The organism is Variovorax xiamenensis, assembly GCF_050916385.1.
In the GTDB taxonomy this organism is placed as follows: domain Bacteria; phylum Pseudomonadota; class Gammaproteobacteria; order Burkholderiales; family Burkholderiaceae_C; genus Variovorax.
Genome location: NZ_CP139038.1, coordinates 4,362,834 through 4,378,378, shown reverse-complemented (window position 1 = coordinate 4,378,378; position 15,545 = coordinate 4,362,834). Strand labels below are relative to the sequence as shown.

13 protein-coding genes are annotated in these 15,545 nt (G+C 68.4%); 12 read left to right on the top strand and 1 reads right to left on the bottom strand.

Translation table 11 applies throughout. From position 1 onward, the window contains the following. The 12 genes from SFB74_RS19950 (at position 1) to SFB74_RS19895 (ending at position 15,039) form a co-directional block, all read left to right on the top strand. Complete coding sequence (locus SFB74_RS19950) at positions 1 to 714, top strand: PspA/IM30 family protein (RefSeq protein ID WP_432725999.1); 714 nt, start codon at positions 1 to 3, stop codon at positions 712 to 714. Between the two features lie 5 nt (positions 715 to 719). Then, the gene (locus SFB74_RS19945) at positions 720 to 1,085 is read left to right on the top strand and encodes a hypothetical protein (protein WP_432725998.1); all 366 of its coding nucleotides are present in this window, start codon (positions 720 to 722) and stop codon (positions 1,083 to 1,085) included. A gap of 34 nt (positions 1,086 to 1,119) precedes the next feature. Next, a complete protein-coding gene (locus SFB74_RS19940) occupies positions 1,120 to 1,773 on the top strand; it encodes a ubiquinone biosynthesis protein (RefSeq protein WP_432725997.1) in 654 nt (217 codons plus the stop codon). Between the two features lie 75 nt (positions 1,774 to 1,848). Continuing rightward, the gene (locus tag SFB74_RS19935; RefSeq protein ID WP_432725996.1) at positions 1,849 to 4,041 is read left to right on the top strand and encodes a hypothetical protein; all 2,193 of its coding nucleotides are present in this window, start codon (positions 1,849 to 1,851) and stop codon (positions 4,039 to 4,041) included. Continuing rightward, the gene (locus SFB74_RS19930) at positions 4,038 to 4,583 is read left to right on the top strand and encodes a zf-TFIIB domain-containing protein (protein WP_432725995.1); all 546 of its coding nucleotides are present in this window, start codon (positions 4,038 to 4,040) and stop codon (positions 4,581 to 4,583) included. Before SFB74_RS19935 ends, SFB74_RS19930 begins: the two co-directional genes overlap by 4 nt. 12 nt (positions 4,584 to 4,595) lie before the next feature. Next, positions 4,596 to 9,845: a DNA repair ATPase gene (locus SFB74_RS19925; protein ID WP_432725994.1), complete on the top strand. Its 5,250-nt coding sequence runs from the start codon at positions 4,596 to 4,598 to the stop codon at positions 9,843 to 9,845. A 1-nt stretch (position 9,846) separates the two neighbouring features. Next, complete coding sequence (locus SFB74_RS19920) at positions 9,847 to 10,578, top strand: phospholipase D-like domain-containing protein (RefSeq protein WP_432725993.1); 732 nt, start codon at positions 9,847 to 9,849, stop codon at positions 10,576 to 10,578. Continuing rightward, entirely contained in the window at positions 10,575 to 11,357 is a 783-nt protein-coding gene (locus tag SFB74_RS19915) for a hypothetical protein (protein WP_432725992.1), read from the top strand. Before SFB74_RS19920 ends, SFB74_RS19915 begins: the two co-directional genes overlap by 4 nt. 123 nt (positions 11,358 to 11,480) lie before the next feature. Next, positions 11,481 to 12,656, top strand: coding sequence for a CaiB/BaiF CoA transferase family protein (locus SFB74_RS19910; RefSeq protein ID WP_432725991.1), 1,176 nt, complete (start codon positions 11,481 to 11,483; stop codon positions 12,654 to 12,656). After that, on the top strand, positions 12,653 to 13,642 hold the full coding sequence (locus SFB74_RS19905; protein WP_432725990.1) for a hydroxymethylglutaryl-CoA lyase: 990 nt from the start codon (positions 12,653 to 12,655) through the stop codon (positions 13,640 to 13,642). Before SFB74_RS19910 ends, SFB74_RS19905 begins: the two co-directional genes overlap by 4 nt. Then, entirely contained in the window at positions 13,639 to 14,019 is a 381-nt protein-coding gene (locus tag SFB74_RS19900) for a VOC family protein (protein WP_432725989.1), read from the top strand. The genes SFB74_RS19905 and SFB74_RS19900 overlap by 4 nt, the downstream gene beginning before the upstream one ends. Positions 14,020 to 14,070: 51 nt before the next feature. Beyond that, positions 14,071 to 15,039 carry a Bug family tripartite tricarboxylate transporter substrate binding protein gene (locus SFB74_RS19895; protein ID WP_432725988.1) on the top strand — a complete coding sequence of 323 codons (969 nt, stop codon included), beginning with the start codon at positions 14,071 to 14,073 and terminating at the stop codon, positions 15,037 to 15,039. Between the two features lie 24 nt (positions 15,040 to 15,063). Here the strand turns inward: SFB74_RS19895 and SFB74_RS19890 are convergent, their stop codons facing one another. Further along, complete coding sequence (locus SFB74_RS19890; protein WP_432725987.1) at positions 15,064 to 15,534, bottom strand: ASCH domain-containing protein; 471 nt, start codon at positions 15,532 to 15,534, stop codon at positions 15,064 to 15,066. Positions 15,535 to 15,545: the final 11 nt, after the last annotated feature.

The following is a 15,545-nucleotide window of genomic DNA, read 5'->3' as shown; positions in this document are numbered from 1 at the left end:
ATGACAGTCATCAAGAAGCTCGTCACCCTGCTGCGCGGCAGCGCGCGCGAAATCGGCGAAAGCGTGGTCGACAGCAACGCCACGCGCATCTACGAGCAGGAAATCATCGACGCCAAGCACAGCATCGAGAAGGCCAAGGGCGACCTCACGGGCGTGATGGCCAAGGAAATGCAATCGGCCCGCGAGATCGAGCGGCTGAAGAACGAAGTCGCGCGCTACGAGGGCCTTGCGCTCGAGGCGCTCAACAAGACGCAGGAAGGCCTGGCGCTCGACGTCGCGGCCAAGGTCGGCACGCTCGAGCAGGAGCTGGAAGAGCAGGCCAAGGCGCACGCTTCCTACGCGCTGCAGGTGTCCAAGCTCAAGGACCTGATCAAGTCCGCCGAGGCCCGCATCCGCGAGCACGAGCGCGAGATCGGCATCGCCAAGACCACCGAGAGCGTCTACCGCGCCACGCAGTCGATCTCCGAGAACATCGGCAGCGGCGGCTCGCGGCTGGCCAATGCGCGCGAATCGCTGGAGCGCATCCGCGCGCGCCATGAAGACCTGTCCGACCGCATGACGGCCAGCAAGCAGCTCGAAGACGAGTTCGGCCACGGCGCGCTCGAGAAGAAGCTGGCCGCCGCGGGCATCGGCAGCGACGCCGATCGCACCGGCAAGGTGATGGAGCGCATCCGCGCCCGCCAGGCCAAGCCGGCGGCACCCGAGGCGCAATAGGCATCATGCGCGTCAAGCCGGTTCGCTGGCAGGGTTCGGACGAGGCGATACGCGCCGTCCAGGTCGCGTTCGACGTGGAGGAAGCCGTGCTCGAGGCCGTGCGCACCGCGGCCTTCAAGCAGCACGTTTCCACGTCGGACCAGATCCGGCAGGTGCTCGGCCTCGCCACCACGGCCAAGCCGAAGCGGCCGCGCCTTACGGTGTCGCTGAGCGCCGCCGACTACGAGTTTCTGGCGAAGCGATACGGCCTCGCGGCGGACGACAGGCTGGCCATCAAGGAGAGGGCCACGCGCGACCTGATCGCCTTCGCGGACAAGCCGTCTACATTAAAGAAGAGCACTGGCGCGAGGACGCCGGGCCGCAGCAAATAGAACAACGGAAAACAACCCGCACGCGGGAGGATCAATGGGCGATTTCATGGGGGCGGTGACGGGGTACCCGACCGCGATCTACACGGTGCTGCTGGGCGTCGTGGTGATCTACTGGGTGCTCGCGATGCTCGGAATGGTCGACATCGAACACAGCGGACTGGATGTCGACGTCAACGTGCACACGCACGCGGATGGCGACACCAGCGACATAGGGCACCTGGCCAGCTACGTCGTGGCCCTCGGCCTGAACGGCGTGCCGTTCTCGGTGGCCGTGAGCCTGCTGGTGCTCGTCGCGTGGACCGTGTCCTGCCTGGGCGGCGAATGGCTGCTGCCGCTGGTGCCGACCATGCCCCTGCAGCTGCTGGCCGGCACCGCGCTGCTGGTGGCCAGCGCGGTCATCGCCATTCCGATCACGGCCGTTGCCATCCGCCCCCTGCGCGGCCTCTTCGTGAGCCACACGGCCGTGAGCAACGCGGCCCTGGTCGGCCAGCTCTGCCGCGTCGTGACCGGCGTGGTCAACGAGAAGGACGGCCGCGCCGAGGTCGCGCGGCGCGGCGCCAGCCTGAACATCCGCGTATGGGCCACCACGCCCAACACGCTCAAGCGCGGTTCGCAGGCGCTGATCGTCGAGTACGACGAGGTGGCCGTGCGCTATCTCGTCGTCGCGCACGACGAACAGTCCGTCTGAGCACGCGCGCCGCCGCGGCGCGTCGCATCTTTCACCGTTTCGTTTCTTTCGCTCTCAAGCATTTCTGGAGAAAAAATGGAGCCCATCATCTTCGCCATCGTCATACTGGCCGTCGTCATCCTCGGCCTGTTCGCGATGTTCGCCAAGTTCTATCGCAAGATCGAGCAGGGCCACGCGCTCATCGTGAACACGCTGCGCGCGGAGCCCGAGGTGACCTTCACCGGGCGCATGGTCTACCCGATCATCCACAAGGCCGAGCTGATGGACATCTCGGTCAAGACCATCGAGATCGACCGCTCGGGCAACGAAGGCCTGATCTGCCGCGACAACATCCGCGCCGACATCAAGGTGAAGTTCTTCGTGCGCGTGAACAAGACGGCCGACGACGTGCTGAAGGTGGCGCAGGGCATCGGCTGCGCGCGGGCCTCCAACCACGAGACGCTGGAGGAGCTGTTCTCCGCCAAGTTCTCCGAAGCGCTGAAGACGGTGGGCAAGTCGATGGACTTCGTCGACCTCTACCAGGCGCGCGACAACTTCCGCGACCAGATCGTGAGCCAGATCGGCAACGACCTCTCGGGCTATGTGCTGGAAGACGCAGCCATCGACTTCCTCGAGCAGACGCCCCTGTCGGAGCTCGACGCCAACAACATCCTCGACGCACAGGGCATCAAGAAGATCACCGAGCTCACGGCCGTGGAGCACGTGCGCACCAACGAGCTGCGCCGCAACGAGGAAATGCAGATCAAGAAGAAGAACGTCGAGACGCAGGAAGCCCTGCTCGAACTCGAGCGCCAGCAGGCCGACGCCACCGCGCGCCAGCAGCGCGAGATCGCCAGCGTGCGCGCCCGCGAGGAGGCCGAGACCGCCAAGATCCAGGCCGAGGAGCGCACCAAGTCCGAAACCGCCCGCCTGGTCGCCGAGCAGTCGGTGTCGGTGCAGCAGGAGAACGTGCAGCGCGAGAAGGAAGTGGCCGAGAACAACCGCAAGCGCGCCGTGGCCGTCGAGGAGGAAAAGGTCATCCGCGCCCGCGACCTCGAGATCGTCGACCGCGAGAAGGAAGTGACGCTGCAGCGCATCGAGAAGGACAAGGCCGTCGAAGTGCAGAAGAAGGCCATTGCCGACGTGATTCGCGAGCGCATCGTGGTCGAGCGCACGGTGGCCGAGCAGGAAGAAGCCATCAAGGAACTGCGCGTGGTCGCCGAGGCCGAGCGCACCAAGAAGTCGGTCGTCATCATGGCCGAGGGCCAGGCCGACGAGAAGATGGTGCTCGACCTGAAGGCCGCCGAGACGCAGGAAAAGCGCGCACGCCACAAGGCGGCCGAAGAACTGACGCTGGCCGACGCCAAGCTGAAGGTGGCCGAGCGCGAGGCCGAGTCGAAGAAGCGCGAAGCCGAAGGCGTCGAAGCCATCTCGGCCGCGCCGGGGCTGGCCGCTGCCAAGGTCGAGATTGCCACCGCGCAGGCCAAGCTCGCCAGCTTCGAGGCCGAAGCCTCGGGCAAGGAAAAGCTGGGCCTCGCCGACGTGCACGTGCGCCAGGCCGATGCCGACGCGATCCTCAAGGCCGGCCAGGCCGACGCGCAGGTGATCGAGGCCCGCTCGCAGGCCGAAGCCGCCGGCATGCGCGCCAAGTTCGAGGCCGAGGCCTCGGGCAAGGAAAAGCTCGGCCTCGCCGAAGTCAACGTGCGCACGGCCGACGCCGAGGCCACGCTCAAGTCGGGCCAGGCCGATGCGCAGGTCATCGAAGCGCGCTTCGGCGCCGAGGCCAAGGGCCTGCACGAGAAGTTCGAGGCCATGAAGTCCATGAGCCCCGAGACGCGCGACCACGAGGAATTCCGCATGCGCCTGGAGAAGTCGCACATCGAGACCCTCAAGGGCATCGACGCGCAGACCTCCATTGCCAAGGAACAGGCCGAGGTGCTGGGCACCGCGCTGGCCAGCGCCAAGATCGACATCGTGGGCGGCCAGGGCGACTACTTCGACAGCTTCGTGCGCTCGCTCTCGGTGGGCAAGGGCATCGACGGCGTCATCTCCAAGAGCAATGCGCTGCAGGTCGCCTTCAAGGACCAGCTCTCCGGCGAGCGCGACGTGGTGAAGGACCTGCGCGACATCGTCGGCGCTCTCGGCAGCTCGTCGGGCGAAGTGCAGAACCTCAGCGTGGCCGCCCTGATGAACAGGATCGCCAGCGATGGCAGCGAGAGCCAGAAGAGTGCGCTGCGCAACCTGGTCGCCACCTTCCGCAACGGCGCTGCCGGGGACGCGGCGCGATGAACGCGAACCTCAAGTGCAGCTGCCCCGCGCATTCGCCGATGCGGCCGGTGGCACTGGCCGAGGCCCTGCTCGCGGTGCAATGCGGCGACTGCAACGGCATGGTCATGGGCATGGACGACTGGCGCGCATGGAAGGCCGGCGACGAGAGCCGCGTGCCGCATGCCGTCGACGACGAGGTCATCGAGGTGTTCGATGCCGCGTCGGTGCGTCACTGCCCCGAATGCGACCGGCTGATGCAGCGCCTGCGCTTGAGCGCGGGCCCCGACTTCCGCGTCGACCGCTGCGTGGCATGCCAGAACCTCTGGTTCGACCCGGGCGAGTGGCGCGCCATCGTGAGCCGCGGCCTTGCCGGCCGGCTCGACGAACTGCTGTCCGACGGCTGGCAGCGCCGCCTGCAGACCGAGGAGGTCCGCGAAGCGCGCGTTGCCGCGCTGCGCCGCCGCTATGGCGATGTGTGCATCGACGAGCTGGACCGCATCCGCGCCTGGCTCGATACCCAGCCCCACCGCGACGAACTGCTCGCCTTGCTGCGCGCGGACTGACCGCGCCGACATATGCAACCAACGGATGAAAAGGGCGTGCCGCCCGGCGGCGGCGCCGAATCGCAGACTGAGGCGCTGGTGTCCGGCAGCGGCAGCTACGACCTGCTGAAGAAGCGGCTGGAAAACCAGGGCGAGGGCCTGCTGAAGAAGACGCAGGCGCTCAACGAGCAGCGGCTGGCCGAATTCGGCCGCTCCGACCAGGCGCTGGTGCTGCGCACCCGGGCGCGCACCGAGAACAACGCCGTGGCGCGCGACCTCGTGCGCATCGGCGACCTGCTGCTGTTCGGCTACAACGTGTTCATCGGCCTGCGCAAGGAGACCACGGTCGGCGACGTGTTCGGGCTGTACCGGCTTGTGTCACCCGGCGAGGCCGGGCAGGGCGCGGACAGCGACGAGCTGCAGCCGGTGCCGCTGGCGGGCAGCTTCCTCGAAGACCCGCGCTTCGCCTCCGACTTCCGCGAGCTGTACGCCTACTACAAGCAGGCCACGCTGCTGCAGCTTCGGGTAACGCAGGACAAGCTGCTCGCCGCCTTCCAGATCGGCCAGCAGCTGACCGACGTGCGCGTGTTCCGCTGGGCCATCGAGCGCGACGGCCGCATCCAGTACATCGACAACCGCGGCGAGCGCGACATCGCGCTGCCGCCGAGCCACGACTTCGAATGGACCGTGGCCACCCGCGAAGACCACGTGGGCGGCAAGCACCCGCACGTCAACGTGCTCGACACCGTGTTCGTCGAGACGCTGGGCGGCGACCTCACGATCAAGATCGAGAACAACACCGAGACCGGCCTCGGCATCTACAGCGAGCCGGTCGAAGACCGCAGCCAGTCGCTGACCGATGCCGAGATCGCGTGGGCCAAGCTCGGCATGCTGATCCTGCTGCGCGTGAAGCCCTATCGCGAACAGGTCACGCGCTACCTGGTCTTCAACATCCGCACCCAGCAGGTCGAGCGCATCGACGCCATCGGCGGCTCCTGCGTGCAGCTGCCCGAAGACCACGGCATCATCTTTCCGGGCGGCTACTACCTGCAGTCGGGCGAGCACAAGCGCTTCGACCTGCCGGCCGAGACGGTCGAGAACCTGCGCTTCAAGCGCATGCTGCGCTCGCCCAACGGCGAAGACGTGGCCTACATCTTCTACGATCCCAAGCCCGGGCGCTACGCGCTCTTCAACTACAACCTGATCGAGAAGAAGCTCGCGACGCCGATCATCGCCAACGGCTACGCCCGCTTCGCCGACGGCCGCATCCTGGTGTTCCACGACAACGAGGGCGAGCCGTCGCGCGTGCACCCGATGCAGCTCTGGCAGACGCCGTTCGCCAGCGAGGAGCACCTGAGCGCCCAGCCGCCGGCGACCGGCTTCTTCGGCAAGATCGGCAACGCCGAGCTGGTGCGCGGCGTGAGCGACCTGATGGGTATCGCCCGCGCTGTGCGCGAGCAGGCGCCGACCAAGGCGGCCTACGAAGACCTGATTCGCCAGTGCACTCGCGTGAGCGACGCCTACTTCTGGCTCGACGCGCCCGAGGCCGCCGGGCTCATGGCGGAGCTGCGCAACATCGCCGAGGTGGCGCGCAGCACGCTGGCCGAGTTCGAGAAGGTCGACACCATCCGCCGCGAGACAGCCCGCGCGCTCGCCCGCGCGGAGGAAGAGCAGCGCGCATTGCTGGTCGACATCGCCAGCACGCTCTGGCGTGCGCCCGACGACTTCGTGAAGGCGCTGGGCCGACTGCGCGAACGCCGCGGCGCGCTGCAGATGCTCAAGGAGTTGCGCTACGCCGACCTGCCGCGCATCGCCGCGATGGACGCCGCGCTCGAAGCCGAGCAGCAGCGCATCGGCGAGCGCGCGATGCAGTTCCTGGCGGCCGACACCGCCTTCGTCGGCCAGCGGCAGGCACTCGACAAGCTCGGGCTCGAACTGCCCAACCTCGCCACTTCGCCGGCACTGGGGCAACTGCTCGCCACGCTCGACGAGCAGGCGGCCGGCCTCGACTTGCTGACGGAGCAGCTGGGCAGCCTGCCGGGCGGCGACGCGGTCGTCCGCACCTCCATCCTCGACCGCATCTCGCTGATCTACGCCGACATCAACCGCATGCGCGCCGATGCGCGTGCGCGGCGCAAGTCGCTGGGCGCGACCGAGGCACGGGCCGAGTTCGGCGCGCAGTTCAAGCTATTCGGCCAGGCGGTGGAAAACGCACTGGAGTTCGCCGACACGCCCGAGAAGTGCGACGACGCGCTCACGCGCCTGCTTGCGCAACTGGAGGAAATCGAAGGCCGCTTCGCCGAGCAGGACGAGTTCCTGGGCGACATCGCCGAGAAACGCGAGAACGTCTACGAGGCCCTGTCCGCCAGGCGCCAGACCCTGGTCGAGGCCCGCCAGCGCCGTGCGCAGGGCGTGATCGATGCGGCGGGGCGCATCCTCGACGGCATTCCGCGCCGCATCGCGCAGTTCGGCGAGTTGAGCCAGGTCCACAGCTACTTCGCCGCCGACCCGATGATCGGCAAGCTGCACACGCTGATCGCCGACCTGCGCACGCTGGGCGCGGCAGTGCCGGCCGACGAACTCGACACCCGCCTGAAGACCGCCCGCGACCAGGCCCTGCGCGCGGTGCGCGACAAGCGCGAGCTGGTGAGCGAGGGCGGCGATACGCTGCGCCTCGGCCGGCACGCCTTCACCGTGCACCGCCAGCCGGTCGACCTGACGCTGGTGGCCCGAGAAGGCAGCATGGCCTACCAGGTGACGGGCACCGACTACCTGAGCCCCGTGAGCGACGAGCGCCTTGCCGCGCTGCAGGCCTACTGGGACCAGTCGCTGGTGTCCGAGACGCCGGAGCTCGCTCGCGCCGAATACCTCGCCGGCCGTCTGCTCGAAGCCCTGCTCGAAGGCAAGGCCGATCGCAGCTGGGCCGACGTGCGCACGCTGCTGGCCGAAGACCCGCAGCATCCGCAACTGCTCGAGATGGTCCGGCGCTTCGCGGCGGCGCGTTACCAGGAGGGCTACCAGAAGGGCATCCATGACGACGACGCGCTGCGGCTTCTGGGCGCGCTGGTCGGCATGCAGGACCAAGCTGGGCTGCTGGCCTGGGGCCCGACCGAGCGCGCGCTGGCCTTGCTCTACTGGCAGCACGGCCACCTGATCGCGCACCGCGAGTCGCTGCTGCGGCGCGCGCGTGCCGCGCTGCAGATGCAGGAACTGTTCGGCCGGCGCGATGCGCTCGACCAGCTCGAAGCCGATGTCGCCCGCTCGCTGGGTCATTTCGTGCGCGAGGTGCTGCCCGACCTGCTTCCGTCCGCGGATGCAGAGGCAGAAGAAGAGCACGAGGACCGCAAGGCACTCGTCGCCACTTTGTGCGACCAGTCCGCGGCCTACCTCGTGCGCGAACTCGCAGCGCACGGCGGTGAAACGTGGGTGGTCTCGGGCGCCGGCGAAGACCTGGCCGCCGCGCTGCTGCGCGAACTGGAGCGCGGCCGCCGCCGCGAGGCATGGCAGGCCGACCTCGACGCCGCGCCGCCGGCCGAGCGCTGGCGGCTGGCGCGCGACTGGGTGCGCGCCTATGCCGTGCACCAGTCGCCGCAATCGGTCGACTGGGTGGACGACGCGGCCAGCGTGCTCGCCATGCCGCTGCAGCGCACCCGGGTCAACGTGGCGCTCGACCAGACCGTCGAAGGGTTGCGCGGCGAGCATCCGCGCGTGGCCGACGGCCGCCTGACGCTGAACCTCAACGACTTCTGGCGCCGCTTCCTGTTCCACACGCAGCATGCGGTGGCGGGCTTCGAGGCGCTGCATCGCCTGCGCCACGAGCTGCTCGAAGGCGAGAAGGCCCGGCTCAAGCTGAGCCAGTTCCAGGCCAAGCCGCTGTCGACCTTCGTGCGCAACCAGCTGATCGACGAGCTGTACCTGCCCATCATCGGCGACAACCTCGCCAAGCAGATCGGCTCGGCGGGCGAGGGCAGCCGCACCGACCGCATGGGCCTGCTGCTGCTGATCTCGCCGCCCGGCTACGGCAAGACCACGCTGATGGAATACGTGGCCGACCGCCTCGGCCTGATCTTCGTGCGCATCAACTGCCCGGCGCTGGGCCACGGCGTGACCGCCATCGACCCGGCCAATGCGCCCAACAGCGCGGCGCGGCAGGAACTCGAGAAGCTCAACCTGGGCCTGGCGATGGGCAGCAACGTGATGCTGTACCTCGACGACATCCAGCACACGAGTCCCGAGTTTTTGCAGAAGTTCATCGCGCTGGCCGACGGCACCCGCCGCATCGAGGGCGTGTGGAACGGCGAGCCGCGCAGCTACGACATGCGCGGCAAGCGCTTCGCGGTCGTGATGGCGGGCAATCCGTACACCGAGTCGGGGGACGTGTTCAAGATCCCCGACATGCTGGCCAACCGTGCCGACATCTACAACCTCGGCGACGTGCTCTCGGGCCGCGAGGCGGCGTTCGCGCTCTCGTACATCGAGAACAGCCTGACCTCGAACCCCACGCTGATGCCCCTGGCCTCGCGCGATCCGAAGGACGTGCAACTGCTGGTGAAGATGGCGCAGGGCCACGAAGTGCCGAGCAGCGCGCTGTCGCACGCGTACAGCGCGGTCGAGCTGGAAGAAATCAAGGCGCTGCTGCAGCGGTTGTTCCGTGCGCGCGACCTGCTGCTCAAGGTGAACCTCGCTTACATCGAGTCGGCCGCGCAGCAGGAGTCGTACCGCGTGGCCCCGCCGTTCAAGCTGCAGGGCAGCTACCGCAACATGACCAAGCTGGCGGGCAAGATCACCGCGCTGATGCGCGACGACGAGCTCGATGCGCTGCTGCGCGACCACTACCGCGGCGAGGCCCAGACCCTGACCACCGGCGCCGAAGAGAACCTGCTGCGCCTGGCCCAGCTGCTCGGCAGCCCGACGCCGGAGGAGGACGCGCGCTGGAAGGAAATCTGCGAGGAGTTCGTGCGCCAGCGCAAGCTGGGCGGCGCCGACGTGGATGGCAGCCAGCGCATCGCCAGCAGCATGCTCGACGTGGCGCGCGCAGTCGATTCGCTCAAGACCGAACCCGTGGCCCCCGCGGAGGGACCGAGCGAAGGCCAGCGGCTGGCCGACGCCATGCTGCAGATCGCCGTCACATACCGAGAGCTGATCCTGCCGCTGGTGACTGCCACCGAGCGCCGACTGGAACTGGACCGTTCCATCGCCCAGAACATGGAGCGCCTGGCGGCGGAAGCGATGGCCACGCGCACGCCGGTGAAGCGCGCGCCCAAACCCGACAAGGAGCAATGAGATGGCGGCCCTGCCCGCGACCACCGAAGCACCGCCCGCGTTGCCCGCCTTGCTGGCCCAGCTCGACGACACCCTCGCCGATGCCCGCCTGAGCGACGACGAGCGCCGCGTGCTGGTCCACACGCTGCGCGAGGCCCAGCCGCCGGAAGACGGCCTGCGGCAGCTGCGCAACCGGGCTTTCGACCTGGTGCGGGCGCGCACCGCCGACCCCGAGCATCTGGCCCTGCTGAAGTGGCTCGAAGGCGTGGTCCGCGCCATCGATACGGGCCGCTCGCCCGACAACGTGGCCGTGCGCTCGCAGGCGTTCTTCAGCCCCGGCACGGCCTGCCTGCAGGCCATCAACCAGCAGTTGCGGTCGGCCAGGTATTCCATCGACCTGTGCGTGTTCACGCTCTCGGACGACCGCATCACCGCCGAGATACTTGCCGCGCATCGGCGCGGCGTGTCGCTGCGCTGCATCTCCGACAACGACAAGGAGTTCGACCTCGGCAGCGACATCGGCCAGCTGCGCGCGGCCGGCATTCCGGTGGCTGTGGACCGCACCGAGGCGCACATGCACCACAAGTTCGCCATCTTCGACGGCGCCCGGCTGCTCAACGGCAGCTACAACTGGACGCGCAGCGCCTGCGAGTTCAACGAGGAGAACCTCGTGCTGACCAACGATCCGCAGCTCGTGCGCCGCTTCGCCGACGAGTTCGACAGCCTCTGGAAAGAACTGCAGGCCCCCCGATGAGCACCCGACGCATCGACTACGACTGGGAGCTGCCCGCCGAGATGCAGCAGCGCCTGGGCGGCTCCAGCTACGGCGCGCAGCGCGTCATTCACGAGCAGGGGCACCTGATGGTGATCCTGCACGAGCCGCCCGCCGGCACCGCTTCGGAACGCAAGTCGGCGGTGTTCCTGCGCAAGCCCGACGGCGCCTGGCTGCACAAGGGCAACAACCCGGGCGAGCGGGCGCTGGGCAAGCTGATCGAGAGCTATCGTGCGTCGCTGGCCACCTTCGAGGTCCGGCACGAGGCCGCCGACAACTCCGAGGCGCTGTTCCAGATCCTCGGGCCGCTGATTCCGCTGGCACGCGCCGCCTCGAACATGCAGGCGGCCCTGCAGTCCGCGCGCGAGGCCGTGCCGGAGGACGCGCTGATCACCGACCTGCGCGACCGCGCGGTCGAGATCGTGCGCGGGCTCGAACTGCTGCTGGCCGATACGCGGATGTCGCTCGACTACAGGCTCGCCCACGCGGCCGAGCAGCAGGCGCGCGCCGCCAACGAAGTCAGCCGGGCGCAGCACAAGCTCAACACCATCGCGGCGCTGACCTTTCCGCTGATGGCCGTCGGCGCGGCCTTCGGCATGAACCTGCACAGCGGCGCCGAGAACCTGCCCGGCTGGGCGTTCTGGGCGATCTTCGGCGCAGGGCTCTTCATGGGCGTGCTGCTGCGCGGATGGGTGAAAGCGCCCGACGCGCCTGCGCCGGCCACGCCCGTCGCCGGATCGAGCCTGTCGAAGCGGAAGTAGGTCAACCCCCTTGCAGCCGGGGCCTTCGCGTTTCGCGAAGGAGTGCTGCCGCCAAAGCAATTCCGCATTCCGCGATCCGTTCCTAGAGTCGGGGCCAGCCCAACAAAGGAGACGGACGCGGACATGAATGCACTCGAAGGCCTGAAGGTGCTGGAGCTCGGCCAGCTCATCGCCGGCCCCTTCGCCGGCAAGACGCTGGCGGAGTTCGGCGCCGACGTGATCAAGGTCGAGCCTGCGGGTGTCGGCGATCCGTTGCGCAAGTGGCGGCTGTTGCGCGACAACGGCACCTCGGCATGGTGGGAGGTGCAGTCGCGCAACAAGCGCTCGGTGTGCCTGGACCTGCGCAGCATTGAAGGGCAGGAGGCCGTGCGTGCGCTGGCGATCGAGGCCGACGTGCTCATCGAGAACTTCAAGCCCGGCACGCTCGAAAGCTGGGGCCTGGGCTGGGAGCAACTGCACGCGCTGAACCCGCGCCTCATCATGCTGCGCATCTCGGGCTACGGGCAGACCGGGCCCTATCGCGACAAGCCCGGCTTCGGCGTGCTCGGCGAATCGATGGGCGGGCTGCGCTACCTGAGCGGCGAGCCCGGCCGGGTGCCGGTGCGCGTGGGGGTGTCGCTGGGCGACACGCTGGCGGCGCTGCATGGCGTGATCGGCGTGCTGACCGCGCTGCACCACCGCACCGCCCATGGCGGAGAGGGGCAGTTCATCGACGTGGCGCTCTACGAGTCGGTGTTCAACGTGATGGAAAGCCTGCTGCCCGAGTACGACGCCTTCGGCGCCGTGCGCGAGCGTGCCGGCAGCGCACTGCCCGGCATCGCGCCGACCAACGCCTACCGCTGCGAAGACGACCACTACGTGCTGGTGGCCGGCAACGGCGACAGCATCTTCCGCCGGCTGATGCGCGCCATCGGCCGCGAAGACCTGGAGAGCGACCCCGGGCTCGTGCACAACGACGGCCGCGTGCTGCGCGTGGAAGAGATCGACGCCGCCATCGAGGCGTGGACGCTGCAGCGCAGCCGCGACGATGTGCTGGCCGCGCTCGATGCGGCAGGCGTGCCGGTCGGGCGCATCTACACCGTGGCCGACATCGCGAGCGACCCTCAGTACCTGGCGCGCGGGATGATCGTGGAGGCGCCCACCTCCGACGGAGCCACGCTGAAGGTGCCGGGCGTGGTGCCCAAGCTCAGCGCCACGCCAGGGCGCATCGCGCACCCCGCGCCGCGACTGGGCGAGCACGACGGCGATCTGGGCGGTGCCGGCTGGCCTGCCCGCCGCGTGGAAGGAGTAATGGCATGAAGGCGGGCCACGGCACGAGGCTCTTCATCAACGAGGTCGCCACGCGCGACGGCTTCCAGATGGAGAACCGCTTCATTCCCACCGACGACAAGATCGCCCTCGTCGACAGGCTGAGCGGGCTGGGCTACGCGAAGATCGAGGTCACGTCCTTCACCTCGGCGAAGGCGATCCCGGCGCTGCGCGACGGCGAGGAGGTGATGCAGCGCATCGCCCGCCGTCCCGGCGTGGTCTACACCGCGCTGGTGCCGAATGTGCGCGGCGCGGAGCGTGCGCTGGAAAGCCGCATCGACGAGTTCAACGTCGTCATGTCGGCGAGCGAGACGCACAACCTCGCCAACCTGCGCATGACGCGCGAGCAGTCGTTCGCACAGCTGGCCGAAGTGATCGCGCTGGCGAAGCAGGCCGGCGTGCCGGTGAACGTGTCGCTGTCGTGCGTGTTCGGCTGTCCGATGGAGGGCGAGGTGCCGCTGGCGCAGGTGCAGGGCTTGATCGACCGATTCGCCGCGCTGGAAGTGCAGGGCATCACGCTGTGCGACACGACGGGCATGGCTTACCCCACGCAGGTGCGGGAGGTCTGCGAGGCCGTCGTCTCCAGCCAGCCAGCGATGGAATGGACAGCCCATTTCCACAACACGCGCGGCATGGGGCTGGTGAACACGGTGGCCGCGGTGGAGGCTGGCATCCGGCGGCTCGACATGTCGCTGGGCGGCATCGGCGGATGCCCCTATGCGCCGGGCGCGACCGGCAACGTGGCGACCGAGGACGTGGTCCACATGCTGCAGTGTATGGGCTATGACACGGGCATGGATCTCGCGGGCCTGGTTGCCGCCGCAGGGGAGCTGGGGGGGCTGGTCGAGCACGATCTGCCGGCACAGGTCTCGCGCGCGGGCCACCGGCTGACGCGGCATGCACCGCCGCCGGATTTCAGCGACATCGCGGCTCGCGCCCGGGAGCGCGGGCACGCACCGAAGGAGCTTCAACCATGATCGACCACCTGGACCACCTCGTGCTGACAACGGCGCACGAGGAAGCCTGCATCCGCTTCTACGTCGACATGCTGGGCATGTCGCTGGAGAGCTTCGGCGCCGGCCGCAAGGCCTTTCGCTTCGGCAACCAGAAGATCAACCTGCATGTGAAGGGCCACGAGTTCGAACCCAAGGCGCAGTTGCCGACGCCCGGCTCGCTGGACCTGTGCTTCATCGCCAGCGTGCCGCTCGACGAAGTCATTGCGCGGCTGGGCGAGAAGGGCGTGCCCATTCTCGAAGGGCCGGTGATGCGCACGGGCGCCACTTCGCGCATCCGCTCGGTCTACGTGCGCGACCCGGACCTGAACCTGATCGAGATCTCGGAGCTGTCGCCCTGACGGCGCGGCGCCGCAGACAGCCAGCAAATACAAAACCACCGGAGACAAACCATGAAATCCATTCACCGCCTTCTCGCGGTCGGCCTTGCGCTGGCCGCTTCGGCCGCGGCAGCGAGCGACGCGTGGCCTTCGAGGCCGATCACGATGGTCGTGCCCACCGCGCCAGCGGGCTCCACCGACATCATGGCGCGCCTGGTCGGCGATCCGCTGCAGCGCGCGCTGGGCCAGCCCGTCGTGGTCGACAACAAGCCCGGCGCCAGCGGCAATATCGGCACCGAGTTCGTGGCGCGCGCCGCGCCCGACGGCTACACGCTGCTGATGCAGTACTCGGGCTACCACGTGGGCAACCCGTCGCTCTATCCGAACATCAAGTGGAGCCCCACCAAGGACTTCGTGCCGGTGGCGATGGTGATGCGCGCGCCGCACGTCGTCGCGGTGAGCGGCAAGCTGCCGGTGAAATCGATGAAGGAGCTCATCGAGTACGGCAAGAAGAAAGAGGGTGGGCTTTTCTATGCCTCGTCGGGCAACGGCTCGATCCAGCACATCGCGGGCGAGCTGCTGTCGCGGCAGTCGAAGCAGGCGATGACGCACGTGCCCTACAAGGGCTCGGGGCCTGCGATCAACGACCTGATCTCGGGCAACGTGGACATGTTCATCACCACGCCGCCCTCGGTCATCGGCCATTTCGCGGGCGGGCGCATCAAGCCGCTGGCGTACACGGGCAGCAAGCGCCATCCGTCGATGCCCGATGTGCCGACCTCGGCCGAGGCGGGACTGCCGGGGTACGAGGTCGAGTCGTGGTTCGCCGTGTTCGCGCCGGCGAAGACGCCGCCGGAGATCGTCAACAGGCTGAGTGCTGAACTCCGCAAGATCGTCGAGAGCGAAGCCTTCCGCAAGAAGGTGGACGAGCAGGGCGCCTTCGCGACCTACATGGACCCGCCGACGCTCGCGAAATTCGTCGACCAGGAGCTGGCGAGCTGGTCGAAGGTGATCAAGGCGGCGGACATCAAGCCCGATTGACCGGTTGATCGAACCGGTCGCTGGTCAGCCTTCCTGGTAGACGACCTCGAAGGTCTCGCACAGCACCGGCATGCGCATGTCGGGCTTCCTGCCGATGCGCTCGCATTCGCCGCTGAAGTACTGCCAGTGGCCTTCGCGCCAGTAGCGCAGCGAGCCGTCGCCTTCGGCCTCGACGGCCGCGAAGTCCTCGCCGACTTCGTCGAAGGGCATGACGACCACGCTGCGTGTCTCGATCACGCACAGTGGCCTGCCATGCCAGTCGGTCACCACGCTGAGGTCACCGGGCCTGGGGCGCGGCCTGCCGGTCGATTCGAAGGACCATTCGAGGCTCGCCGTGCCGCGCTTGCGGCCCTCCAGCACGAGCTGCGCCAGCTCGGTGGCGCCGGCCTCGTTGTCGTCGAAGTGGAAGGCTTCGCAGAAGCGGTCGGACGCATCCGCGCCCGCGGCGTTCTGGAATCGCTCCCAGAAGGGGAGGACGTGGGCTGGAATGGCCATGTGTGGCGGGC